General features: G+C 68.9%; 24 protein-coding genes. 9 read left to right on the plus strand and 15 right to left on the minus strand.

Annotated features, from left to right (window positions below; genetic code table 11):
• Positions 1 to 5: 5 nt before the first annotated feature.
• Positions 6 to 623, minus strand: coding sequence for a TetR/AcrR family transcriptional regulator (locus tag ACL03I_RS05505; protein WP_228829715.1), 618 nt, complete (start codon positions 621 to 623; stop codon positions 6 to 8).
• Between the two features lie 125 nt (positions 624 to 748).
• On the opposite strand from ACL03I_RS05505, the gene ACL03I_RS05510 reads away from it, so the two are divergent.
• The gene (locus tag ACL03I_RS05510; RefSeq protein WP_412805266.1) at positions 749 to 2,809 is read left to right on the plus strand and encodes a neutral/alkaline ceramidase; all 2,061 of its coding nucleotides are present in this window, start codon (positions 749 to 751) and stop codon (positions 2,807 to 2,809) included.
• 9 nt (positions 2,810 to 2,818) lie between these two features.
• On the opposite strand, the gene ACL03I_RS05515 is transcribed toward ACL03I_RS05510, so the two are convergent.
• Complete coding sequence (locus ACL03I_RS05515; RefSeq protein WP_355074957.1) at positions 2,819 to 3,058, minus strand: DUF2530 domain-containing protein; 240 nt, start codon at positions 3,056 to 3,058, stop codon at positions 2,819 to 2,821.
• Between the two features lie 116 nt (positions 3,059 to 3,174).
• On the opposite strand from ACL03I_RS05515, the gene ACL03I_RS05520 reads away from it, so the two are divergent.
• Positions 3,175 to 3,612 carry a MarR family winged helix-turn-helix transcriptional regulator gene (locus tag ACL03I_RS05520; protein ID WP_355074955.1) on the plus strand — a complete coding sequence of 146 codons (438 nt, stop codon included), beginning with the start codon at positions 3,175 to 3,177 and terminating at the stop codon, positions 3,610 to 3,612.
• A 48-nt stretch (positions 3,613 to 3,660) separates the two neighbouring features.
• On the opposite strand, the gene ACL03I_RS05525 is transcribed toward ACL03I_RS05520, so the two are convergent.
• The 3 genes from ACL03I_RS05525 to ACL03I_RS05535 form a co-directional block, all read right to left on the minus strand.
• Positions 3,661 to 3,888, minus strand: coding sequence for a hypothetical protein (locus ACL03I_RS05525; RefSeq protein ID WP_412805267.1), 228 nt, complete (start codon positions 3,886 to 3,888; stop codon positions 3,661 to 3,663).
• A gap of 200 nt (positions 3,889 to 4,088) precedes the next feature.
• The gene (locus ACL03I_RS05530) at positions 4,089 to 4,490 is read right to left on the minus strand and encodes a YccF domain-containing protein (RefSeq protein WP_355074951.1); all 402 of its coding nucleotides are present in this window, start codon (positions 4,488 to 4,490) and stop codon (positions 4,089 to 4,091) included.
• Between the two features lie 37 nt (positions 4,491 to 4,527).
• The gene (locus tag ACL03I_RS05535) at positions 4,528 to 5,730 is read right to left on the minus strand and encodes a GNAT family N-acetyltransferase (protein ID WP_412805268.1); all 1,203 of its coding nucleotides are present in this window, start codon (positions 5,728 to 5,730) and stop codon (positions 4,528 to 4,530) included.
• A gap of 111 nt (positions 5,731 to 5,841) precedes the next feature.
• On the opposite strand from ACL03I_RS05535, the gene ACL03I_RS05540 reads away from it, so the two are divergent.
• Both ACL03I_RS05540 and ACL03I_RS05545 read left to right on the plus strand, forming a co-directional pair.
• On the plus strand, positions 5,842 to 6,645 hold the full coding sequence (locus ACL03I_RS05540) for a TrmH family RNA methyltransferase (RefSeq protein ID WP_412805269.1): 804 nt from the start codon (positions 5,842 to 5,844) through the stop codon (positions 6,643 to 6,645).
• Entirely contained in the window at positions 6,642 to 6,941 is a 300-nt protein-coding gene (locus ACL03I_RS05545; RefSeq protein ID WP_355074945.1) for a DUF2537 domain-containing protein, read from the plus strand. Before ACL03I_RS05540 ends, ACL03I_RS05545 begins: the two co-directional genes overlap by 4 nt.
• Positions 6,942 to 6,968: 27 nt before the next feature.
• Here ACL03I_RS05545 and ACL03I_RS05550 read toward each other — a convergent pair whose 3' ends face one another.
• The 3 genes from ACL03I_RS05550 to serC form a co-directional block, all read right to left on the minus strand.
• Positions 6,969 to 7,712 (minus strand): DUF6928 family protein, encoded by a 744-nt coding sequence (locus tag ACL03I_RS05550; RefSeq protein WP_355074943.1) that lies wholly within the window; start codon positions 7,710 to 7,712, stop codon positions 6,969 to 6,971.
• A 273-nt stretch (positions 7,713 to 7,985) separates the two neighbouring features.
• On the minus strand, positions 7,986 to 9,023 hold the full coding sequence (gene sepH, locus ACL03I_RS05555) for a septation protein SepH (RefSeq protein ID WP_412805270.1): 1,038 nt from the start codon (positions 9,021 to 9,023) through the stop codon (positions 7,986 to 7,988).
• 210 nt (positions 9,024 to 9,233) lie between these two features.
• A complete protein-coding gene (gene serC / locus ACL03I_RS05560; RefSeq protein WP_355074939.1) occupies positions 9,234 to 10,358 on the minus strand; it encodes a phosphoserine transaminase in 1,125 nt (374 codons plus the stop codon).
• Between the two features lie 64 nt (positions 10,359 to 10,422).
• Between serC and ACL03I_RS05565 the strand changes: the two genes are divergently transcribed.
• Positions 10,423 to 11,061, plus strand: coding sequence for a hypothetical protein (locus ACL03I_RS05565; RefSeq protein ID WP_355074937.1), 639 nt, complete (start codon positions 10,423 to 10,425; stop codon positions 11,059 to 11,061).
• Between the two features lie 25 nt (positions 11,062 to 11,086).
• Here ACL03I_RS05565 and ACL03I_RS05570 read toward each other — a convergent pair whose 3' ends face one another.
• Both ACL03I_RS05570 and ACL03I_RS05575 read right to left on the minus strand, forming a co-directional pair.
• Complete coding sequence (locus tag ACL03I_RS05570; protein WP_364424979.1) at positions 11,087 to 11,959, minus strand: polysaccharide deacetylase family protein; 873 nt, start codon at positions 11,957 to 11,959, stop codon at positions 11,087 to 11,089.
• Positions 11,960 to 12,069: 110 nt separating this feature from the next.
• Positions 12,070 to 13,218 (minus strand): citrate synthase 2, encoded by a 1,149-nt coding sequence (locus ACL03I_RS05575; protein WP_356963710.1) that lies wholly within the window; start codon positions 13,216 to 13,218, stop codon positions 12,070 to 12,072.
• Between the two features lie 121 nt (positions 13,219 to 13,339).
• Here ACL03I_RS05575 and pdxH point away from each other — a divergent pair, with 121 nt between their 5' ends.
• The 4 genes from pdxH (at position 13,340) to ACL03I_RS05595 (ending at position 17,283) form a co-directional block, all read left to right on the plus strand.
• Positions 13,340 to 14,032 carry a pyridoxamine 5'-phosphate oxidase gene (gene pdxH / locus ACL03I_RS05580; protein WP_355074932.1) on the plus strand — a complete coding sequence of 231 codons (693 nt, stop codon included), beginning with the start codon at positions 13,340 to 13,342 and terminating at the stop codon, positions 14,030 to 14,032.
• A 68-nt stretch (positions 14,033 to 14,100) separates the two neighbouring features.
• Positions 14,101 to 15,381 carry an MFS transporter gene (locus ACL03I_RS05585; RefSeq protein ID WP_412805271.1) on the plus strand — a complete coding sequence of 427 codons (1,281 nt, stop codon included), beginning with the start codon at positions 14,101 to 14,103 and terminating at the stop codon, positions 15,379 to 15,381.
• 191 nt (positions 15,382 to 15,572) lie between these two features.
• On the plus strand, positions 15,573 to 16,886 hold the full coding sequence (locus ACL03I_RS05590) for a citrate synthase (RefSeq protein ID WP_083880375.1): 1,314 nt from the start codon (positions 15,573 to 15,575) through the stop codon (positions 16,884 to 16,886).
• A gap of 37 nt (positions 16,887 to 16,923) precedes the next feature.
• Positions 16,924 to 17,283: an FKBP-type peptidyl-prolyl cis-trans isomerase gene (locus ACL03I_RS05595; RefSeq protein WP_355074928.1), complete on the plus strand. Its 360-nt coding sequence runs from the start codon at positions 16,924 to 16,926 to the stop codon at positions 17,281 to 17,283.
• Positions 17,284 to 17,365: 82 nt separating this feature from the next.
• Here the strand turns inward: ACL03I_RS05595 and ACL03I_RS05600 are convergent, their stop codons facing one another.
• The 5 genes from ACL03I_RS05600 to ACL03I_RS05620 form a co-directional block, all read right to left on the minus strand.
• The gene (locus ACL03I_RS05600; RefSeq protein WP_412805272.1) at positions 17,366 to 18,535 is read right to left on the minus strand and encodes a YhgE/Pip domain-containing protein; all 1,170 of its coding nucleotides are present in this window, start codon (positions 18,533 to 18,535) and stop codon (positions 17,366 to 17,368) included.
• Between the two features lie 57 nt (positions 18,536 to 18,592).
• On the minus strand, positions 18,593 to 19,969 hold the full coding sequence (locus ACL03I_RS05605; protein ID WP_355074924.1) for a sensor histidine kinase: 1,377 nt from the start codon (positions 19,967 to 19,969) through the stop codon (positions 18,593 to 18,595).
• The gene (locus ACL03I_RS05610) at positions 19,966 to 20,679 is read right to left on the minus strand and encodes a response regulator transcription factor (RefSeq protein ID WP_355074922.1); all 714 of its coding nucleotides are present in this window, start codon (positions 20,677 to 20,679) and stop codon (positions 19,966 to 19,968) included. Before ACL03I_RS05610 ends, ACL03I_RS05605 begins: the two co-directional genes overlap by 4 nt.
• 122 nt (positions 20,680 to 20,801) lie before the next feature.
• Positions 20,802 to 21,188 (minus strand): hemophore-related protein, encoded by a 387-nt coding sequence (locus tag ACL03I_RS05615; RefSeq protein ID WP_412805273.1) that lies wholly within the window; start codon positions 21,186 to 21,188, stop codon positions 20,802 to 20,804.
• A gap of 118 nt (positions 21,189 to 21,306) precedes the next feature.
• Positions 21,307 to 23,367, minus strand: coding sequence for an AMP-binding protein (locus ACL03I_RS05620; protein WP_412805274.1), 2,061 nt, complete (start codon positions 23,365 to 23,367; stop codon positions 21,307 to 21,309).
• Positions 23,368 to 23,537 lie beyond the last annotated feature (170 nt).

The following is a 23,537-nucleotide window of genomic DNA, read 5'->3' on the forward strand; positions in this document are numbered from 1 at the left end:
CTCGGCTACTGCGCAGCGTACCCCGTGAGCATCTCGCTCAGCAGATCGAGCTGTCCGCGCACGCTCTCGCTGTCGTTGTCCACCAACCAGCGCAGCACCACACCGTCGATGACGTTGAGCGTGAACCGGCTCAGTGTCTGCACCGGGACCGACCAGGTGTTGCCGGTCGCGTCGCGCGCGTGCTCCAGGATGTCGGCGACCGTGGAGTCGTTGAAGTTGTACTGCTCGCGCGCGATCGCGAGTTTCGCCGGGGTTTGTTCGCCCTCGCGCAACGCGTAAGTGGTCGTTTCGTAAGTGAGCAGCTGTCGTTCCGGAGTGGCTTCAATGTTCAGCCACATCAGTTCCAGACCCGCGCGGATCAATTTTTGAAGGGCTTCTTTTCCACTTCCGACGTCCTGCCAAACCGTTTCGTTCGCGTCGACGGAATCGCGCAATTCCATCGACAACGCTTTGACCAGCTCGGTCATCAGCGCGTCCTTGTTTTCGAAACAGTAATGCACCACACCGAGCGAGACGCCGGCCGCCTGAGCGACATCACGCGTGGTCACGCCCGCAACACCCTTTTTCTCGGCAAGGCCGATCGCGGCCTCGATAAGGTGGGCCCGTCGTTCTTCGACGCTCAATCGGGAGGACACCCAAGGGAGTTAAGCGCCCACGGCTCGTGCAGTCAATTCAAGGGTGGAAAAAATCTGGACTGGACGAGTGACCAGTTGTGTGGTTCGCTGCATCGGGACAGAAGGAGACGGGTATGCCGGTGTCACGCCGAACTGTTCTGACTCGGACGGCGATCGGGTCCGCCACGCTCGCGGCCGCGACGGTGCCCGGGATGAGCGACGCACTCGGCGTTCCGGCGGCCGCCGCACCGGATCCCGGCGGTTACGAGATCGGTGTCGGACTCTCCGACATCACCGGCCCGGCCGCCGAATGCGGGATGATGGGCTACTCCCAGCTCGAGCAGCAGACCGCGGGCATCCACCTGCGCCCGCGGGCGCGGGCGTTCATCATCGGCGGCGCGGGGCGGCGGATCGTCTTCGTGGTCGCCGAGAACGGAATGATCTTCCAGTCCGTCCACCGCGGCGTGCTGACCGAACTGACCCGGCGTTTCGGCGACCTGTACACCGAGCAGAACGTCCTGCTCACATCGACCCATTCGCACGCGACCTGCGGCGGCTCCAGCAACGACTACGCCTACAACCTGTCCATCCTCGGTTTCCAGCAGCAGGTGTACGACGCCGAGGTGAACGGGATCGTCGAGGCGATCGCCGCCGCGCACGCCGATCTCGGCCCCGGCTCGCTGTCCCTCGGCCGCGCCGAGCTGCACAACGCGAGTGTGAATCGGTCGCGCGTGGCTTGGGAGCTCAATCCGCCTGCGGACAAACAGCATTTCCCGGATGCCATAGACCCCGCGGTGACCACTCTCGTCTTGCGCAAGGGCGGGCGAACGGCGGGGACCATCACCTGGTTCGCCACGCACAACACGTCCATGACCAACACGAACCGATTGATCAGCTCGGACAACAAGGGCTACGCCGCGTTCTCCGCCGAGCACATCGAGCACGGCGTGCGTTACCTGGACGGCAAGCCCGCGTTCGTCGCCGCCTTCGCGCAGACCAACGCCGGTGACATGTCCCCGAACCTGAACCTGCGCCAAGGCTCCGGTCCCACCGAGGACGAGTTCGAGAACACCCGCATCCTCGGCGAGCGGCAGTACGCGGCGTCGAAAGAAGCGGTGGCCCAGGCCCGGTCGATCTCCGGCCCGGTCGACGGGACGCTCTGCTACATCGACCTGGCGGACATCGCGGTAGACGGCCGTTTCACGCCGGACGGCCTGCCGCGACGCACCGCACCGGCCGCGGCGGGAGTCTCGCTCATCGCGGGAAGCGTCGAGGACGGCCCGGGACTGCCCGGCGGCCCGATCCCGGAGGGCGTGCGCAACCCGTTTATCGAGTCGCTCGGCGATCCGGCCCAGCCCGCGCCGGTTTGGCTGGCGGACGCGCAGGCGCCGAAAGCGATCGCGGTGCCGTTGGGCCTGCTGCCTCCGGTGCCATGGGTGCCGAATGTGGTGCCGATTCAGCTCGTTCGCATCGGCGAGCTCTATTTGGCCGCCGCGGGCGGCGAGTTCACCATCACGTCGGGCCTGCGCATTCGCAAGGCTGTCGCCGCGGCGCTGAGCGTCCCGCTGGAGCAGGTGCTCATGCAGGGATACGCGAACGCCTACCACGAATACGTCACCACGCCAGAGGAATACGACTCCCAGCAGTACGAGGGCGCTTCGACGCTGTTCGGCCGCTACACGCTGTGCGCCTATCAGCAGGAGTTCACCCGTCTGGCTACGGCATTCGCCGCCCGTGGACCGGTGCCGCGCGGCCCGGCCCCGCGCGATGTGTCCCAGCTGCAACCGAACTTCCAGCCGGGCGCGGGTCCGGACGCGGCCGCGCCGGGTCGCGACTTCGGTGACGTGCTCGTGCAACCGCACCCGTCCTACGGTCCCGGAGACCAAGTGCTGGCCGAATTCGTCTCGGCCCACCCGAAACACGACAATCGGCGTAACGGGACGTTCCTGGAAGTGCAGCGCAGGAATGCTTCCGGCGAATGGGTGCGGGTGGCCAACGAGGGCGAGTGGGCGGTGAAATACCACTGGAGCAAGCGCGGGCTCGCCGAGTCGGTGGCCCGGTTCACCTGGGACATCCCTCTCGACGCCGAGCCGGGACGCTATCGCTTCCAGCACTACGCCACCCGTCTGGATCCCGGCGGCGCGCTCTACCCGCTCACCGGCACGACCGACGAATTCGAGCTCGTCCGAAGTTAACCAGGTCGGCTACAAGCCCGTCTGCGCGCCCTTGTCCCCGCGCCGCGCGCCGCGGCGCTGAACCAGATAGATGACCAGTCCGATCAGCCCCACCACCAGGCCCATCAGGCAGACCGGACGTGCCGACGCCCACCGGTCGCCGCCCGCCCACACCACCACGGTGGCGATCAGCCACAGCGCGCTGCCGACCGCGAGCACGGGGCGCGGGTCGGTCAGGCGCGGCGGAAGCTGCGGGACGTTCTGTGTCACGGGTCAAGCCTAATCGGCCCGGCTCGGAGGAGTCCGCCGCCCGCGCGAAGACGAGGTGGCCGCACCATGGCGGGAAGCCGCGACCGGCCGCCCTCGGTCCCGTATCGTTTGCCACTGTGACAACGCCATCGGATGTCAGAGCCCTTGCTGGTGAGCTCTCGCTGGCGGTCGTTCGACTGACGCGACACCTGCGCGGCCGTCGTGCCGACTCGCAGATTTCGCTGACTCAACTCTCCGCGCTCGCCACGCTGGCGCGCGAGGGCGCGATGACCCCGGGGGCACTCGCCGCCAAGGAACGCGTCCAGCCTCCGTCGATGACCCGCGTCATCGCCTCGCTCACCGACCTGGATCTGGTAGAGCGCAATCCGCATCCGACCGATGGCCGTCAGATCATCGTCTCGCTGTCCCCGGCGGGGCGCGCGCTCATCGCCGACGAAGCCAGCGCCCGCGAGGCATGGATGACCGAGCAGCTGTCGACGCTCACCGAGGACCAACTCGTCGTGCTCACCCGTGCCGTGGCGATCATGAAGCAGATCGTCGCGGAATCCGAGTAGCGCCACGGCCGCAACGGAGTTCGTCGCATACGCCGCCGAAGGCTCGGATCAACGCTTGGCCCGGGTAATTCCGGCGCCCCACCACAGCAGGCCGCCCGCGATGGCCAGGCACAGGACGAAGGCCGGATAGACCAGAACTCCGTAGTCGTCGGCCCATCGGGGCAGGTGTGTGAGCTGGGTGGCCGCGCCGATCAGCAGCAGCACTCCCAAAGTCACCGCGATCGGCGCGAGTGGCGCGGTGTCCGAGTCGGCCCGGCGGGCGGTTCGGTCGGTCATGGTGGAGCCCTCCGTGCGGTCGGCTCGGCGCCCGCTCGGGACGCTGTGGGCACTGGAAATAAATCAGTTACCTTCTAGCTAACCTTCGCACGGAGGTGTGATTTCGTTAACACACTGTGATGCGGATCACAGTGTCGTCGCGAGATGGCGCAGCTCTTCTTCCACGGCGTCGAGCGATGGAAACCCTGGTGGACCTGGTGCTATTGCGCGCCGAACGGCCGATCACTGTCCACGATCTCCCGCCCCAGGGGGAACAGCGAGATCGGTATGAACTTCAGGTTCGCCCAGCCGAACGGAATGCCGATGATCGACAGGAACAGCGGAATGCTGGTGAGCAGATGCCCGAGCGCGAGCCACCACCCCGCGACGATGAACCAGATGATGTTGCCGATCAGCGAGCCCGCGCCCGCGCCGGGCTTCTCCACGGTGGTCCGGCCGAACGGCCACAGCACGTAGGCGGCGATCCGGAACGACGCGATGCCGAAGGGAATCGTGATGATCAGGATGAAGCAGATGATCCCCGCCGCGATGTAGCCGAGCGCCAGCCAGAATCCAGCGAAGACGAGCCACAGGATGTTGAGGATCAGCTGAATCGGCTTCATGAGACCAGCATGCCAGCCCGCGGCCCGCCGCGCGTCGTCAGAAGAACCAACCGAGCATCGCGTCCCGCTCCGCGCGGAAGGCGTCGTCGAAGGTACGCAGCTGCGCGGCGTCTTTCGCCCGCAACCGGTTCGCCGCGGCGAACACGCGCGCGGGATACGCGCCGAGATACATGCTGCCGAGCACGTCGATGCCCAGCTCGATATCGGCCGCGCGATCGGTCGGCTCGCATTCGGCCTCTCCGTTCCGCACGCGCAGTGCGAACGTGCCGCCCGCGTTCCGGAAGGGATCGGTCACCTCTAGCGTCACGTCCGAGTCGCTCGCGTAAGCGCGTGCTGTCAGTGCCGCCGGGACGTCCATCAGTCGCAGCCACAGCCCGTCGTAGCGGGCGGTGGTGCGCACCAGGCGGGGATCGGTCAGCAGATAGGGCAGCGGGTCGTGGTCGGTGAGCACGGCATCCACCCGTCGCACCAGGTCGAGTCCGAGCAAGGCCCGCCACAGGGCCGCGTGTGCCTCGGTCGTGACCGTCCGCATCTCGGCGACTTCCACCGTCCGTGCCCTGCCGTCCGCGTGGTACCGATACAGCGCGTAGCCGTCGGCGTGCAGGAGTCCGAACAGGGTGGTGCCGCCCTCCCGGTAGCGTTGCGGATCATCGAACACGATGTCCCAGGCCGCCGCAGGACGTACCTGCGCGCCGGGCACCAGCCTGCGCCATCGGTCGTAGATCGCCTCCGCCGCCGCGCGCAGCTCGCTCGGCGGGCGCAGCGTCACACCGCCGGGATCGGGTGCCGAGGGGAGGAATTCGGCGAAGCGCCGTTCGATGGCCACCGCGTTCTCCCGTGTCGCGGGACCGTAACCGAATCGGCCGTAGATGCCGCCCTCGCTCGCGGTGAACATGGTCAGAGGCAAGCCGTCGGCCTCGACGCGCCGATGCTGTTCGGTGTACATGGCGCGGAGGATGCCGCGCCGCCGGTGCGTCGGTGCGACGCCGACGCCCGCGATGCCGCACACCCGCACGGTCCGCTCGCCGGGCACGGTCACCGTCATGGTGGTGGACTGCGTGTGCCCGACGACCTCTCCACCCTCGACCGCGACGATCGAGTTCTCCGGTGGGAACAGCAGTGGATTCGGGTCCACCTCGGCCGGGTCGTAGCGGGTGCCGAACGAGGTCTCCACCAGCGTCGTGATCGCGGCCGCGTCGTCCGCGGTGGCCGACCGAATGGTGATTCCCGGCAGGGTCATGCCTCGACCATCCCGCGCCCGCGTACCTGCCCGCACCGCATTTTCGCCGTCCGCGACCGCGCGGCGAACACCGATTCGGACCCGGCCGCGGCGGCCCGGCAGGATGGAGCGGTGGCCGAAGTGATCGACATCGATGACCCCGCCGACCCACGGGTCGACGACTTCCGCGATCTCAAGTCGGCCGATCGCAGGCCCGATCTACCCGGGCGCAAAGGGCTGGTGATCGCCGAGGGCGTCGTGGTGGTCCAGCGCATGCTCGATTCGCGTTTCGCGCCGACCGCCCTGCTCGGAGTGGAGCGCAGGCGCGCCGAACTCGCCGACGACCTGGTGACCGTCGACGTGCCGTACTACCGCGCCACGGCCGAGGTGATGGCCGAGGTGGTCGGATTCCACCTCAATCGCGGCGTGCTTGCCGTCGCCCGCCGCCCCACCGATCTCGGCCTGGACGAGGTGATCGAGAACGCGCGCACGGTCGCGGTCCTCGAAGGCGTCAACGACCACGAGAATCTCGGCGCCATGTTCCGCAACGCCGCCGGGCTCGGCGCCGACGCGATCCTGTTCGGCGACCGCTGCGCCGACCCGCTGTACCGCCGCGCCGTCCGGGTGTCGATGGGACATGTGCTGCGCGTGCCGTTCGCATCCGTGCCGGATTGGCCGGATGGTCTGGATATACTGCGGCGCAAGGGATTCCAGATCATCGCCCTTACGCCCGACCCGGCGGCGGCGAATCTGGCCGCGGCGATGACGGGGGAGCGGGTGGCGTTGTTGCTCGGAGCCGAGGGACCGGGACTGACCGAGGAGGCCATGCGGGCCACCGACGTCCGCGCGCGCATCCCCATGACGCCGGGCACCGATTCACTGAATGTGGCTACCGCGGCCGCGATGGCGTTCTACGAGCGGGTGAGGACGGCGTGACCGGACCGTACCGGCCGTATCCGTCCTACCAGGACCCGACACCGTGGGGCGCGGGCCTCACCGTGGCGTTCCTGGTGGCGCTGCTGTCGGCGGTCGCTGTCTATGCCTTCGGGGCCGCGCTGGCCGAAGTGCATCCGTTACTCGCGGTGGCGGTGAATCTGGTCGCGGCCGGCGGCGCCGCGCCCACCGCATGGCGTTGGCGTTTCGCACCGGTGACACGGTGGGTGATCGGAGGCGGCGCGGCGGGCGTGCTGCTCGGGTGGGTCATATTGCTGCTGGGCGGACTATTCGGTTGACACGGCCGGGGCCGCGGGGCGACGCGGCTAACCGACGGGGTCGTGTCCGCGCAGCCAGCCGAACAGGCCGCGCTTGCGCGAGGTCGTGTGCGCCCCGCCGTCGGCTGAGCCGCGCAGCCCTGAGGTGGGCAGCTTGCCCTTCGGGTGCAGTGCGAACTTGCAGATAGGTATGTCCCCCGGGCCGAGCGCGCCGGATGCGGCGGCCCCGCGGTAGTGGAAACCCAGCCATTCGTTGTTGGCCGCGTCGGCGAAGTCGGGCGGATCGAACGGCAGCGACTGAGGGTCGGGCAGTTCGCCCGCGCGCCAGCGCACCGGATGCTCGCCGGCCCAGTAGGACCGTTCCCATACCAGCGGAAGTCCCTCGTCCTCCAGGATGTACACCCGGGTCGAGCTGAACGACCTGCGGAACTCGCCGCGCTCCCAGTGCGCGAACGCGCCCCAGCCGTGCTCGACGTCGAACGACACCAGGTAGGTGTGCTCCGAGGCCAGCGGACGTACCAGCAACTCCGGGATCTCGGTCGGGTGGATGCGCGCGGCCTGGGCCGAGCACAGCACCGTCACGCCCGGAAAGCAGCCGATGCAGACCTCGTCGATCGCCGGGCCCGCGCAACCAGCCAGCGTGCCTGCCAGGATCGGCTGCACGTCGCGGTCCTGGTGCAGTTGCTTGGCCAGTGCCAGTGCGGCTTGGGGGTCCGGGTTGTGGTTCGCGCGCAGTACCGCCAGGGGGTCCGGTGCGTCGACGTACCAGAGCGACCAAGCCTTGGACAGCATTCCGGCACCTCCCGATAGTCGCACGAATCGAACTCAGCGAACTTCGAGCAACGCACGAAGGCATAGGCCGCGGCATCGCTGCGGTCACCGTCGGCGCTCGTCGTCGACCACACCGAAATCTACTCGCACCGCGCCGGCCTCGGTGCGGCTTCGCACCGCGAACGCCGGTTCGTGACCACTGATTTCGCGCGCTTACGCGTCCCGCGATGGGTACCTGGAACCGCGCTGACGTGACTGATCGGTACGACGAAGACCCGCGGTGGCGGGCGGCGCTCAGTGACCCGAGCTGCGTACCCCGAGCAGTACGTCCTCCCAGGACGGCATCGGGGCCTTGCCGCGCTTGCTGCGCGTCGGCTTCGCCGGAGCCTTGGCCGCGGGCTTCGCGGGCTCTTCGGGCGCGGCGGGCGTCGGCGCGGGGGTGTCCACGGTGGCGGCCGGTGGCGCGGCGGCACCGGCGGTAGGCGTCGCGTTGGCGGCGGCCGCGGGAGGCGCGGGAGGCGTAGCCGCGGCGGGCGCCGTGGCGTTGCCCGGCGGGATCGCGGCGGCGCTGCCACCGGCCGCGACGGCCCGCTGTTCGTAGTACTCGTCCAGCGTCGGCTGGCTCTGTCGGCTCGCGGTGCGCGCGGGCGGTGCGGCCGGGGCGGGACGCTGTTCGGCCACCGGCTCCGGCTGCGGCGGCGCGGGCTCGGGTTCCGGAGGCACGATCGTGGCCAGTCCGCGCAGCGCGCGCCCGAAATCCGGATCGATCAGATCGGAGGCCGGGTCGTCGAGCGGAGAAACCGAACCCCCGTGCGCGTCGGGCTGGTAGCGCCAGTGCGCGGCGATCTCGGATCGTCCGTTCTGCCACTGCAACTGGGCGACCCAGTACCCCTTCTCGTCCTTCCAGGCATCCCATTCGGCGCCCTCGATGTTGTGCCCGCGCGCGGTGAACGCGGCGGTGACCACATCGATGAGGATGTCGACGGCGGGACCGTCGGGACGGACCGGGTGGGCCTTCTGGGCGAGTTCGGCGGCGCGGGCTCGCTCCAACAGCACCGGATAGGCGAATCGCTCGACGCGACTGGCCGGCATTCCGGATTCTTCGGTGACCTGTTCCACTGAGGCCCCTGCTCGAATACGGGCCTGGATATCGCGGGGACGCATAGTTGCTTCCATTTCGATCTCGATCTGGCCGAATCGGGCAAGGTCTCCGCGCGCGGCGGCTCGCAGTTTGTCGTCGGCGGGCAGCCGGAACTTCTGACCGGACTCGGTGTCGATACACACGATGTGCGTGGAGTCGGGCGTCACCCCGATCACTCGAAGTTCACGCACCGTTACCTCCTTATCGCGTCGACTCGCGACACCGCCCACTTTCCGAAACAGTAGTGCACATCTGAGATTCATGGGGCAGGACACGCGGCACGGAAATCTCCTCGGAGACGTCCGTGCCCCGCTAATCTGCTCTGTTCGTTCCGCTATGGCTAATTCCGCGGCGTGTCGATCCCGGGCGTGTTGCGCACTCCGGACCGAAATAGGCGGCGCTCAGCCGAGATTCTGCACGACCCAGTCGATGGCGCGGGTCAGCTGGCTGACGTCGTCCGGATCGATCGCCGGGAACATGCCGATACGCAGCTGGTTGCGGCCCAGCTTGCGGTAGGGCTCGGTGTCCACGATGCCGTTGGCGCGCAGGATCTTCGCGACCGCGGCCGCGTCGACCGAGTCGGCGAAGTCGATGGTGCCGACCACCTGCGAGCGGTGCGCCGGGTCCGTGACGTACGGGGTGGCGTATTCGCTCGACTCCGCCCAGGAGTACAGGCGCGAGGAGGAGTCGAGCGTGCGCTTGACCGCCCAGTCCAGGCCGCCGTTGTTGTTGAGCCACTCGATCTGGTCGGCGAACAGCAGCAGGGTGCCCAACGCGGGGGTGTTGTAGGTCTGATCCTTGGTGCTGTTGTCGATCGCGATCGGCAGCGACAGGAAATCGGGCGTCCAGCGGCCCGACGCCTTGATCTCCTCGACCCGCGCCAGCGCGGCGGGGCTCATCAGCGCGACCCACAGGCCACCGTCGGAGGCGAAGCACTTCTGCGGTGCGAAGTAGTAGACGTCGGCGTCGGTGATGGTCACCGGGAGGCCGCCCGCGCCGGAGGTGGCGTCGATGGCGATGAGCGCGTGGTCCGAGCCCGCGGGACGGCGCACCGGGATGGAGACGCCGGTGGAGGTCTCGTTGTGCGCCCAGCCGATCAGGTCCGCCGAAGGGTCCGACACCGGCTCCGGCGCGCTGCCCGGCTCCGCCGAGACCACGATCGGGTCACCGATGAACGGGTTGCCCTTGGTGACAGCGGCGAACTTCGAGCTGAACTCACCGTTGGTCAGGTGCAGCGAACGCTCCCGGACCAGGCCGAACGCCGCCGCGTCCCAGAAAGCGGTGGTGCCGCCGTTGCCGAGTACCACCTCGTAGCCGTCCGGCAGGCCGAACAGCTCGCGCAAGCCGGAGCGCACGCGCGCCACCACGTCCTTGACCGGCTTCTGCCGATGCGAGGTTCCGAACACCGAGGCGCCGACGTTCACCAGCGACTGCAGCTGCTCCGGGCGCACCTTGGAGGGGCCGCAGCCGAACCGTCCGTCGGCGGGCTTGAGGTCGTCGGGAATGGTCGGAAACGCAGAGGTCATGGCCAACAGGGTAGTCGGTGGTGTCGCTGTGGCGACGCCCACACTCCGGCTAACGTAAGCGCCCATGAGCATGCCGTCAGCTAACTCGGGGTGGCGCCTGCGCCGGCGGGCGCGGAATCTCCGCCTGCGCGGCGCGACGGTCTCGGACGCGATGCGGCGGGAGTTGTTGATCCGCGGGGAAGCGGGAACCGCGACGATCCTCGGCGTGCGTCCGCGCCGCACCGAACCGGGACACGTGTTCTGGGTCCGCGTGCAGCTGGCCGGCGAGTTCCCCTACGAGAGCCGGGTGCGGCAGCGAGTGCCGGACGCGGACCTGGAATGGATGCGGCCTGGTGACGTGGTGTGCTGCCGGGTGGACCCGCGCGACCGCGATCGCCTGGTCCTGTACGTGCCCGACCTCGAAGAAGCGGGCCGGGCGAGCATCGCGAAGATCCTCGCCGACGGCCGCCGCGCCGACGCCACCGTGCTCGCCGCCGCGCCGGTCGCGGCCGACTACTCCGGTCGTGACGACCCGGTGCTGCGGCTGGACCTCGAACTGCGCGCCTGGGACGAACCCAAGCCGTGGCGGGTACGGCTGGTCCAGCCGGTGCCGCTGCACGCCCTCCGGCTGGTCGACCTGGGCAGGCATCTGGAGGTCGCCTTCTTCGAAGTGGACCGCGGCGACACGGTCGCCGTCGACTGGGTCGCCTCGCTCGAGGAGTAAACCTCTGGCGAATACGGTCGAGCGGCTACAGGTGCACGAAGGTGAAACCCATGGCGCGAATCTTCGGCAGCGCCGCGATCATCCCCGCTCCGGTTCCGGAGCGCGGCCGATGCATATGGGCCAGTGAAATAGCGCCGGGCGCGGCCGCATTCATCGCCGATTGCACTTGGGTGGCCGACGCGGTCGCGCCGAAATCGGCGTTGATACTGAAACCGACCGGGGTTTCGCCCAATTCGTTGACGATGGACACCGCGACGTCGTCGTAATGCGCGGTGCCCGCGCGGAAGAAACGCGGCGGTTTGCCGGTGATCGTGGTGAGCAACTCATGGTTGGCCCACACTTCGTCGGCCGCCTCCCGCGCCGAAGCGGTTCCCGCGATGCCATAGGCTTCGCGGCCGTTCACCGACAGCGGTTTGTGCGCCACACCATGATTGGCCAGTTCGAAGAGCGGATTCGCCGCCAACTGCGCGGTACGCGCGCGGTTGGCATCGATCCAGCGTTTGTTGAGGAACAACGTCGCCGGAATTCGCTCGCTGATCAGGAAGTTCACCAGCGACTCGTCGATGTCGTTGTTGCCGGTCCCGCCGCAGGCGTCGAAAGTGAGCGCCATCTGTTTGCCCGCGGCGGTGAAAGCACTTGTGATTCCCGCCATCTCGACGCCCCACCGCTTCGGCGAGATCCCGGCGTGCCTGGCGGCGACGGCGACCGGTGTGCCCGCGTCCAGGGACGCGGAGACCGGAGCGGCCCGCATCCCGGTGGTGGCGCCGGGCGCGACCGACGCGCGCGCCTGCGTGAGAGCCGTGTTCTGTGTGGTGCCGCACCCGGTGGCGGCGAATCCTGCGGCCAGAGCGGCGCCGACGCCGAGCATCCGCCGCCTCGATATTCCTTCGTCCAGCATCCCTCTAGTCCTCTAGCTTCCCCTCCCGGATGCTACGCGAGCCGGACGTGACGGCGGGACAACAGCTTCCGCCGTCACGTCCGGCTCGCGGTCGTGACGCTGTGGTCGCGCTACGTGTGCGCGATCGTGGCCCAGCCCGCTACGTCCTCGGGCCTGCGCGGGGAGGGGCCGGTGTAGATGGCCGCCGGGCGGACCAGCTTGCCCAGCTGCTTCTGCTCCAGGATGTGCGCGCACCAGCCAGCGGTGCGGCCGCAGGTGAACATGGCGGGCATCATGTGCGCGGGCACCTCGGCGAAGTCCAGGATCACCGCGGCCCAGAACTCCACGTTGGTCTCGATGGCGCGGTCCGGACGGCGTTCGCGCAGCTCCGCCAGGGCGGCCTGCTCCAGTGCGGCGGCGACTTCGTAGCGCGGCGCGGCCAGGCGCTTCGCGGTGGCGCGCAGCACGCGGGCGCGCGGGTCCTCGGCCCGGTAGACCCGGTGACCGAAGCCCATCAGCTTCTCCTTGCGGTCCAGGATGCCCTTGACCAGCGCACGCGCGTCGCCGGTGCGCTCGACCTCTTCGATCATCGGCAGCACGCGCGCGGGCGCGCCGCCGTGCAGCGGGCCGGACATGGCGCCGATCGCGCCGGACAGCGCCGCCGCGACGTCGGCCCCGGTAGAAGCGATCACCCGGGCGGTGAAGGTGGAGGCGTTCATGCCGTGCTCGGCGGCGGAGACCCAGTAGGCGTCGATGGCCTCGGTGTGGCGCGGGTCCGGGTCACCCTTCCAGCGGGTCATGAAGCGCTCGGTGACGGTGGTGCACTCGTCGATCTTCTTCTGCGGGACCGCGGGCTGGTAGATGCCGCGCGCCGACTGCGCGACGTAGGACAGGGCCATCACCGAGGCGCGGGCCAGGTTCTCGCGAGCGGTCTCGTCGTCGATGTCAAGCAGCGGCTGGTAGCCCCAGATCGGCGCGAGCATGGCCAGCCCGGCCTGCACGTCCACGCGCACGTCACCGGTGTGCACCGGGAGCGGGAACGGCTCGGCGGGCGGTAGACCGCGCCCGAACGATCCGTCGACAAGTAGCGCCCACACGTCACCGAAGGTCACCCGGCTCCCGACCAGGTTCTCGATGTCGACTCCGCGGTAGCGCAGCGCGCCGCCGTCTTTGTCCGGTTCGGCGATGTCGGTGGTGAAAGCCACCACGCCCTCGAGGCCACTGACGAAATCGCTGGGAACGGTGGCCTGCCCACCGGAAACCGCGGGGCTGGTAGTCATGTCGCGACTCTCCTTGCACTTGGGTCGCATGTTCTCGCCGATGGGAAGTTGTCGGATTTGACGAGCGCATGCCGATCATCAAAACCTTAGCTCCCCGCTACCGAGGAGTAACGTCTGCCCCATGCGTGACCTGGACAATTCATCGGATCTCGCGGCCATGCGGGTCGACTACGGCGGCCTACCGCACGGCGGCAACGACGACGTCGACTTGGACGAGACCTGGCTCGCCGGCGGCTGGGAGCCGCTGCTGCGACATTGGATCGAACAGGCCACCGCGGTCGGCATCGCCGAACCCAACGCGATGGTGCTGGCCACGGTGTCGCTGGCCGACGGCACGCCGCGGCCGGTCGCGCGGACGGTGCTGTGCAAAGGGCTCTCTCCGGAGGGTGTGATCTTCTACACGAACTACGACTCGGCCAAGGGCGCTCAGTTGACCGCCCTCCCGTATGCCGCGGTCACCTTCGTCTGGCCCGCGCTGGGCAGGCAGGTGCACTTGCGCGGCGCGGTCGAGCGGGTTTCCGCCGAGACGACGGTGGCCTACTGGCGTTCCAGGCCGCGGGACTCGCAGCTGGGCGCCTGGGCCTCGCGCCAGTCCCAGCCGATCGGCTCCCGGGCCGAACTGGATCGCACGCTGGCCGAGACGACCGCGCGATTCGCCGATACCGACGAGATCCCGGTGCCGCCGCACTGGGGCGGTTTCCTGGTCCGTCCCGACGAGGTCGAGTTCTGGCAGGGACGGCGCGGCCGGTTGCACAACCGCATCCGGGTGCGGATCCGGGACGCGGGGACCACGGTCGAGCGCTTGCAGCCCTGACGTATTCCCAGCGCCGGCGTGAGAATTCTCGCGTCGATCCGGAGGGGAGGACTGATTACGCTGCGGCGGTGAAACTGCTCGCCGACACCACTCCGCTGCGCAATCCGGACTTCCGACGCCTCTGGAGCTCGGGCATCGTCACCATGATCGGCGCGCAGTTGTCCGTGGTCGCGGTTCCGCAGCAGATCTTCCAGATCACCGGCAGTTCCGGTTACGTCGGCTTGGCCGGTCTGTTCGGCTTGGTGCCACTGATCGTGTTCGGCCTGTGGGGCGGCGCGCTCGCCGACGTGCTGGATCGGCGCAGGCTCCTGCTGATCACCAACTCGGGCACCGGCCTCACCGCCCTGGCCTTCTGGTTGCAAGCGGTGGCAGGGGCGGACAACGTGTGGCTCGTGCTCGGCCTGTTCGCCGTGCAGCAGGCGTTCTTCGCGGTGAACCAGCCCACCCGCAGCGCCACCATCCCCCGCCTGTTGCCGGAAGGCCAACTGGCCGCCGCGAATTCGCTGAACATGACGGTGATGCAATTCGGCGCCATCGCGGGTCCGGTGCTGGCGGGGGTGCTCATTCCCGTCGTCGGGCTCGCCACGCTCTACCTGATCGATGCGGTCGCGCTGCTGGCCACGTTGTGGGCGGTCTGGCGGCTGCCCGAGTTGCCGCCGACCGGAACGGTGCGCCGCGCCGGATTCCGCACCGTGCTGGACGGTTTCGGTTACCTCGCCACGCAACGGGTGCTGCTGGCGTCGTTCGCGGTGGACGTGATCGCCATGGTGTTCGGCATGCCGCGCGCGCTGTTCCCGCAGATCGCGCACGAGACCTTCGGCGACCCGGCGACCGGTGGCGTCGCGCTCGGCCTGCTGTTCGCCTCGATGTCGGCGGGCGCGGTGCTCGGCGGCGTGTTCTCCGGGTGGATTCCGCGCATCCGCAGGCAGGGCTTCGCGGTGCTGGTCTGCATCGCGCTGTGGGGGCTGGCCATGGTCGGCTTCGGCCTCGCCGTCGGGCTCACCGGCCACGGTCTCGGTCTCGGCGCCGGGCTGTGGATTGCGTTGGTGTGCTCGGCCTTCGGCGGCGCGGTGGACATGGTCTCGGCCGCGCTGCGGGTCACGATGCTGCAGACAGTGGCCACCGACGAGCTGCGCGGGCGGCTGCAAGGGGTGTTCACCGTGGTGGTCGCGGGCGGCCCGCGCATCGGTGATGTTGCCCACGGTTTCGCGGCAGCGAGCCTGGGTACCGCTGTAGCCGCGGCGGGCGGCGGTGCGCTCGTGGTGGTGGGTGTACTGACCGCGGCGGTCGCGTTTCCGGCCTTCACGCGTTACCGTGTCGGTCGCGCTCCTGCCGAAATCGCCGTGTGACGTGCAGTGCTAACGCTTGGCGACCGCGTTTCGCGGTAGCCACCGGACCTCACCGCGCCGGGACGTGTTTGTGAGCCGCCGCAGGACTACCCTCCGGTATTGTCCGCGTCGGCCAACGGCTAGCGTTGAGGCAAGCGCATCGTGCGCCACCGCGCCGGTGCCTGTGGTTCTAGCCTGAGAGGGATCCTTCCGTGCCCGCTGAGAACATCATCAACGTCGACGACGACGCCAAGCCGGTCCTTTCCTACCCCGGCGGCGAGTTCCCGATGACGGTCACCAGGGCCGCCGAGGGCAACGACGGGATCGAGCTGGGAAAGCTGCTGGCCAGCACCGGGTATGTGACGTACGACCCGGGCTTCATGAACACCGCCCCGACCAAGTCGGCGATCACCTACATCGACGGTGAGGCGGGCATCCTGCGCTACCGCGGCTACCCGATCGACCAGCTCGCGGCGGCCTCGACCTTCATCGAGGTCAGCTACCTGCTGATCTACGGCGAGCTGCCCACGCAGGCCCAGCTCGAGGACTTCACCGACCGCATCCGCAGGCACACCCTGCTGCACGAGGACCTGAAGCGGTTCTTCGACGGCTTCCCGCGCAACGCGCACCCCATGCCGGTGCTGTCCTCGGCGGTGAACGCCCTGTCGGCCTACTACCAGGACTCGCTGGACCCGCGCGACCCCGAACAGGTCGAGCTGTCCACCATCCGGCTGCTGGCCAAGCTGCCCACCATCGCGGCCTACTCGTACAAGAAGTCGGTCGGCCAGCCCTTCCTCTACCCGGACAACTCGCTGAGCCTGGTGGAGAACTTCCTGCGGATGACCTTCGGCTTCCCGGCCGAGCCCTACGAGGTGGACCCCGAGGTCGCCGCGGCGCTGGACATGCTGCTCATCCTGCACGCCGACCACGAGCAGAACTGCTCCACTTCGACCGTGCGCCTGGTCGGCTCGTCCGACGCCAACCTGTTCACCTCGGTGTCCGGCGGCATCAACGCGCTGTGGGGCCCGCTGCACGGCGGCGCGAACCAGGCCGTGCTGGAGATGCTCGACGGCATCAAGGCCAGCGGCAGCGACGTCAAGGAGTTCATCCGCAAGGTCAAGAACAAGGAAGACGGGGTGAAGCTCATGGGCTTCGGTCACCGCGTCTACCGCAACTACGACCCGCGCGCCTCGATCGCCAAGAAGCACGCCGACGCCATCCTGAGCAAGCTCGGCGGCCACGACGAGCTGTTCGACATCGCCCAGGCCCTGGAAGAGGCCGCGCTCACCGACGACTACTTCATCGAGCGCCGCCTGTACCCGAACGTCGATTTCTACACCGGCGTCATCTACAAGGCGATGGGCTTCCCGACCCGCATGTTCACCGTGCTGTTCGCGATGGGCCGGCTCCCCGGCTGGATCGCGCACTGGCGCGAAATGCACAGCGAGCCGCTGAAGATCGGCCGTCCCCGGCAGATCTACACCGGCTACGGCGCTCGCGATTACCGCGAGATCAACAATCGCTGACGAAATCCATCCACCATCTATCGAAGGGGATAGCCGAATGACCAAACCGGAGATCGAGTTCCAGGCAGGGCCCGCGCCCACCGAGCTGGTGATCAAGGACATCATCGAGGGCGAGGGCAAAGAAGCCGTGCCCGGCGGCACCGTGGAAGTGCACTACGTGGGCGTCGAATTCGAATCCGGCGAAGAGTTCGACTCGTCGTGGAACCGCGGCGAGTCCATCACCTTCCCGCTGCGCGGCCTGATCCAGGGCTGGCAGGACGGCATTCCCGGGATGAAGGTCGGCGGTCGTCGTCAGCTGACCATCCCGCCGGAGCTGGCCTACGGCGGGGCTGGCGGCGGTCACCCCCTGTCCGGCAAGACGCTGGTCTTCGTGATCGACCTGCTGAACGCCAACTAGTCTGGCGGCGCCGCGTGTTCGCGGCCCTCTTATCGCTCGCGTATGGCCCGTCTTCTTAGAAGAAGACGGGCCATCGTCGTATCTACTTCCTGACGATCTCGACCGGGTCGGTCAGGGCCGCTGCCAGCGCTGCTTGCTGGGTGCTGCTGCGTTGCGGCAGCGCGGCCACCGCCTTGTCGGTTTGCGTGCTCAGGTTGCGCACGATGTTCTGTAGCTGGCTCACACCGCCGGTGAGCTGGCCGATGGCGCCGACCAGTTGAGCGCCGCCCTGTTCGGCGAGCTGCGGCAGGCCCTCGGCGAGTTTCGCGCCTTCGGACAGTTGCGCGCTCGCGCTGGTCAGGCGGTCGACGACGGTGCGGAGCAGGGTGCCGAGATCGGTGTCGGGGTCGACCGCGCCGCCGACGAGCGAGCCGAGGCCGGTCAGCTGGGATCCCGCTTGCGCGGACACGCCGCGCAGCGCTTCCAGCTTCCCGATGATGTCGGCGAGTGCCGGGTCGCTCGCGAACGGCAGCGCGCGCAGCAGCGGCAGGATCTGGTCGAGTCCGCCGCTCACCGTGTTCGCCGTTCGTTCCACCTGCGCGATCGTGATTCCGGTCGAATCGAGGGCCGCGGCGAGCCGGCCCGCTTGCGCGGCGGCGCCGTCGACGGTGGAGTTCAGCAACGCGATGGCCGAAGTGAGTTGCGTCGATCCGGATTTCGCGAACTCCAGGAAGCCGAGCAACTGATCGGCGCCGGAGCTGAACTGGTCGGCTCCCGCGGCGGCCGCCTCGACGCCCGCGTTGAGCAACTGTGCGCTGAACTGCACCTGCGACATCTGCGACCTGGCCTGTGCGACGGCGGTGAGCGCGGCGTCGACGCCTGCCGCGCCGATCCGGTGCGTCACCGCGGTCATCGCGCCGTGCACCAAGTCGGCGTCGGCGTGTTCGTTCGTGTCCACGGTGACCTTGGCCCGCTTCGGTTCGGGCCCGGCCAAAGTGCCCATAGACGCCGTGAGGTCGGCGGGCAGCGTGATCACCGCGGCGTAGTCGTCGGTGTTCGCCTCACCCGGCGCCGCGGCGGTCCATTCGTAGCCGCCCGCGTCCTGTAACGCCTTGACCACGCGCGCCCCTGTCGGCCCGGCATCGGCATTGACCAGCGCGATCCCCGTCGGCCCCCGATCCGTCCCGGTCCATGCGGTGAGCCCGGCGCCGAGCGCTCCAGCTGCGACGAGGGCGACGACGAGAAGGCCACAGCGGGCGCGTTTTCCGATCACGCCGCAGACCCTAAACGCGAGTTATGGCGCCCCCCTTGGCGTTTCTCTGAGAGTTGTCTAAGTTGCCGACCGCTCTGGTAAGTCCAGGACCAAGCGGATGCCGCCGAGCGTACCCGCGTCGAAATAGGCCCGGCCGCCGTGGAGTTGGGCCTGCTGAGCGACCAGAGCGAGGCCGAGTCCGGACCCACCCTTGCTCGCCTGGCTGCCGCGGAAGAAGCGGTCGAAGACGGCCTCGCGCTCCTGCGGCGGGATGCCGCGCCCGTTGTCATCGATCGAGATCACGATGTGGCCGTCGGGCGCACGGTGCGCCGAGACCAGGGCCTCGGTCGCTCCGCCGTGTTTGACCGAGTTGGCCAGCGCGTTGTCCACCGCCAACCGCAGCCCGGCGGGCAGGCCGCGGGTGACCAGCTCGGCGTCGGAATCGATGCGCACGACCAGGCCGGGGAAGTGCCGCATGGCATCGTGCGCGGCTTGGTCGCACAGGTCGCCGACGTCGGTAGCGACGTGGTCGCGCTCATTGGTCAGGTCGCCGGTGGCCAGCCGCTCCAGCGCCGCGAGCGTGCTCTCCACCCGGCCCTGGCTGCGTTGCAGGTCGCCCAGGATCTCCGACCGCTGCGACTCGTCCAGGTCGAGTGTGCGCAGTACCTCGAGATCGGTGCGCATCGCGGTCAGCGGGGTGCGCAGTTCGTGGGCGGACACGGCGGCGAAGTCGCGGGCGGTCTCCAGTGCGGCGGCGGTCTGCGCCTGCGCCTGGTCCACCCGCTGCAACATGGTGTTCACCGCGTCGGCCAATTGCTCCGCCTCGTGCACGCCCGCACCCTCCACCGGCGCCTGCGGATTGCTCGGATCGGGAAACGCGCTGCGTGCGCCCACCTGCCGAGTGAGCCGGACGATCGGGCGCACCGCAGCGCCCGCGAGCAACCAGCCGAGCCCGGCGGCGGCGGCGATGGCCAGCAGCGCGCCGCCGAGCACCCATCGTTGCTGCTCGGCGGTGGCCTCGGCCGCGTCCGCGGCGGGTATGCCGATTGCGACCACGCGGCCCGCGGGCTGCTTCTCGGTGGTGGTCAGGATCCGGTAGGGGGTGCCGCCCACCGGCACGGTGCGGGAGCCGGTGGGCAACTCGGGTAGTTCCGTGGGCGTGCTCGCGACCACCTCGCCGTTGTCCCGGACGGTCACCGCCATGTTGTTGTTCAAGCCGGTCAGGCTGATGAACCGGACGGCGATCTGCGGCTCGATCAGCACGATTCGCGCCGCGACGTCGAGTTGCTGGTCGGATTGCCGCACGTTGTTGCGCTCGATGGCGCGGATGCTGATCAGGCTGATCAGCGTCACGATGATGATCGCGCCCGCGGCTGCCGCGCCCGCGACGCGGGTGCGCAGCGAAAACGATCGGCGCCGACGGGTTTTCGGCGGTGCGGCGGCGGGCACCGTCATTTCGGCGCTCGCAGCACGAACCCGACGCCGCGGATCGTGTGCAGCAACCGGGGAGTGCCGTCCACCTCGAGCTTGCGGCGCAAATAGCCGACGAAGACGTCCACCACATTGGTGTCGGCGGCGAAGTCGTAGCCCCACACCAGTTCCAGCAGACGTTCCCGGCTCAGCACCACTCCGACGTTCCTGGCCAGCGTCGACAGCAGTTCGAATTCCCGCTTGGTGAGTTCGATCTCGCGGCCGTGCAGCAGCGCGCGGTAGCCGGCGACGTCCACCTCGAGCGGACCGATGGCGACCGCTCCCGGGGTCGCGGGGGCTGGTACGTCCGACCGCCTGCGCAGCAGCGCCCTGATCCGGACCACCAGTTCCTTCAGCACGAATGGTTTGACCAGGTAGTCGTCGGCGCCGGACTCCAGCCCAGCGATGCGGTCGTCCACCGACGCGCGGGCGCTGAGCACACAGATCGGCACCTCGTTGCCCATCGCGCGCAAGGCGGTCACCACGCCCGCGCCGTCGAGCACCGGCATGTTCATGTCCAGCACGATGGCGTCGGGCGCGTTCTCGTTCACACTGCGCAACGCCTGTGCGCCGTCCCTGGCCACCAGGACTTGGAAGCCGGACAAACGCAGCCCGCGCTCGACCGAGGCGAGCACGTCCTCGTCGTCGTCGACGACGAGAACCGTCGGGTTCGAGGTCGAGGTCACGTCGTCCATTCTGCTCCCCGCCTCCGTGAATCTTCGGTCGTGCGAGTCGGCGCGCGGACTCGCGTTCGGAACCAGGGGATGACCCGCCGGAATACGGAAATGCCCGGCGAGTCACCCATGTTTCCGCGGGATCAGTAGTTGTGGCAGGTCTCCGCCACGACGCGGATGGTGTCGCGCAACTGCGCGGTCCGCGGGTCGTTCTCCGCCTGGCGCGCCGCGTCCGGGTTCTCGTCGATGGCCCGCCGCAATTCGGCCCTGCGCTGCTCGACCGGCTGGTCGAACTTGCGTTGCAACTCGGCCTTCTGGTTCGGGTTCGCGTCGAGCATCGCGGCCAGCTGCGGCGCCTTGACGTGCAGGGCCGCGTCGACCTGGGCGAACGAGCAGTCCGAGGTCAGCAGGGGCTCGGCGTATTCCATCGGGCCCGCGGCGGCGATAGCGGGGCTCAGTAGCAACGTGACCGTGGCGATTCCACCTGCTGCCGCGGCGCCGACGGCGGGGCGGCCTACGGAACGTTTCATGTCTCTGCCTCCAGATCATCGAGGGGTTTCGGGCGGTCTCGAGGCTATTTCGAACTGCTGGCACCGCCATGAACATCCTCTGAGGAAACTCTGAGGACGTTAACGGCGGTGCGGAAACTCAGGACGGCGCAACCGGATCCACGTCCGGCGCCACTACGTTGTCGGTGTTCTCCGTGCTGTGCGCCGGGTCCCGCCATTCGGGACGCGCCGCGCGGATCTGCTGCTCCAGCGCCACCAGCACCGCCGGATCCTCGATGGTGGAAGGCACCTCGAAAGTCTCGCCGGAGGTGATCTGCCGGATGGTCTTGCGCAAGATCTTGCCGGACCTGGTCTTGGGCAGCGCGGTCACGACGATGGCGTCGTGCAGCGTGGCGATCGCGCCGACGTGGGTGCGCACTCGCTCGATCAGTTCGTCGCGCAGCCGGTCGGGATCGATGTCGACGCCGGACTTGAGCACCACGTACGCCAGCGGCCGGTGCCCCTTGAGTTCGTCGGGCAGCCCGATGACGGCGCATTCTGCGACGGCCTCGTGCCCCGCGATGGCCGCCTCGATACTGCCCGCCGAAAGCCGGTGCCCGGCCATGTTGATCACGTCGTCGCTGCGGCCGAGGACGTACAGGTAGCCGTCCTCGTCGAAGTAGCCGGAGTCGCCGGTGAGGTAGTGGCCGGGATACGCGGAGAGATAGGAGCGCTCGTACCGGGCCTCGTCCCGCCAGAGGCCGGTCAGCGTGCCGGGCGGCAGCGGCAGACCGATGACGATGTTGCCTTCGGTGTTCGGCGCCACCGCGTTGCCGGAGGAATCGAGCACGCGTAGTCGATAGCCGGGCACCGGTACCGAGGCCGAGCCCGGTTTGATCGGCAGCTGCTGCAGGCCGAGCGGGTTCGCGCAGACCGGCCAGCCGGTCTCGGTCTGCCACCAGTGATCCACGACGGGGCAGTCCGAGCGGCCCGCGAGCAGGGTTTCGTCGGCCCAGGCGTAGGTGGCCGGGTCCAGGCGTTCGCCCGCGCAGAACAGCGCGCGCAGGGAGGACAGGTCGTGGCGGTGGGCCAGCTCGGCCTCGGGGTCGGCCTTGCGGATGGCGCGTAGCGCGGTCGGGGCGGTGAACAGCACGTCGACCTTGTGCTTGTCCACCACCCGCCAGTACGCGCCCGCGTCCGGGGTGCCGACCGGCTTGCCTTCGTACAGCAGCGTGGTGGCTCCGACCAACAGCGGCGCGTAGACGATGTAGGAGTGCCCGACCACCCAGCCCACGTCGGAGGCGGCCCACATCACCTGGCCCGCGTCGACGTCGTAGATGTTGCGCATCGACCAGGCCAGGGCGACCGCGTGCCCGCCGTTGTCGCGGACCACGCCCTTCGGCTTCCCGGTGGTGCCGGAGGTGTAGAGGATGTAGAGCGGATCGGTCGCGGCGACCGACACCGGGTCGGCCCGCGGCGCGTCGCGGACGGCATCGTCCCAGTCGAGCCACTGCGCGGCCACGGTCTCCGCCGAACTCGGCAGGTACTCGGTGGCGGGCTGCGGCGCGGGAAAGTGGATCGTGTCGAACTGCGGCCGCTGCTTGACGATCACCGTGCGCGGCGCGGTCGTCTCGGCGAGATCCAGCGCGTGCAGCACGATGGGCGGGTATTCGATCTGCTTGCCCGGTTCCAGGCCACCGGACGCTGTGATGATCAACACCGGCTCGGCGTCATCGATGCGCGCGGCCAGCTCCGGGGCCGCGAAGCCGCCGAACACCACCGAGTGCACCGCGCCGATGCGGGCGCAGGCCAGCATCGCGATCACCGCTTCGGGGATCATCGGCAGGTAGATCACCACGCGATCGCCCGCGGCGACGCCCAGCCGCGCCATCGCCCCCGCGAACCGCGACACCTCGTCGAGCAGCTCGGCGTAGGTGTAGACAACGGTGGCGTCGGTCATAGCCGAGTCGTATATCAGTGCGGGCTGGTCGGCGCGGCTCGGCGAGTCGGGGGTGGTGGGGTGGACGTGGCGGTCGAGCGCGTTGAAGGAGGTGTTGAGCCGGGCGCCGGAGAACCACCTGGCTACCGGGCGGGCGCCGCTGTCGACGATCTGCGTCGGCGGCACGTCCCAGTCGATCGCTTCGGCCGCGCCGGCCCAGAACTCGGCTGGATCCACCAAGCTGGTCTGGTAGGCCGGTCGGTACTCGTGCCGCACGTTCAACCCCGTGACTCCCTAGCCTCGCCTCGATGCCCGCCTCGATAGATCTGGTTGATTGTGGCAGACTTCACGCGACGCCCGGGTGGGTGCCGCTACCTTTGGTTTTGCCTGGAACCGGCAGGTCAATGATCGCGACATCACGCCCCGTCACCCAAGAAGTTATTGATCCGTTA

It is taken from the genome of Nocardia sichangensis (assembly GCF_047200615.1).
GTDB classification, from domain to species: Bacteria; Actinomycetota; Actinomycetes; order Mycobacteriales; family Mycobacteriaceae; genus Nocardia; species Nocardia sichangensis.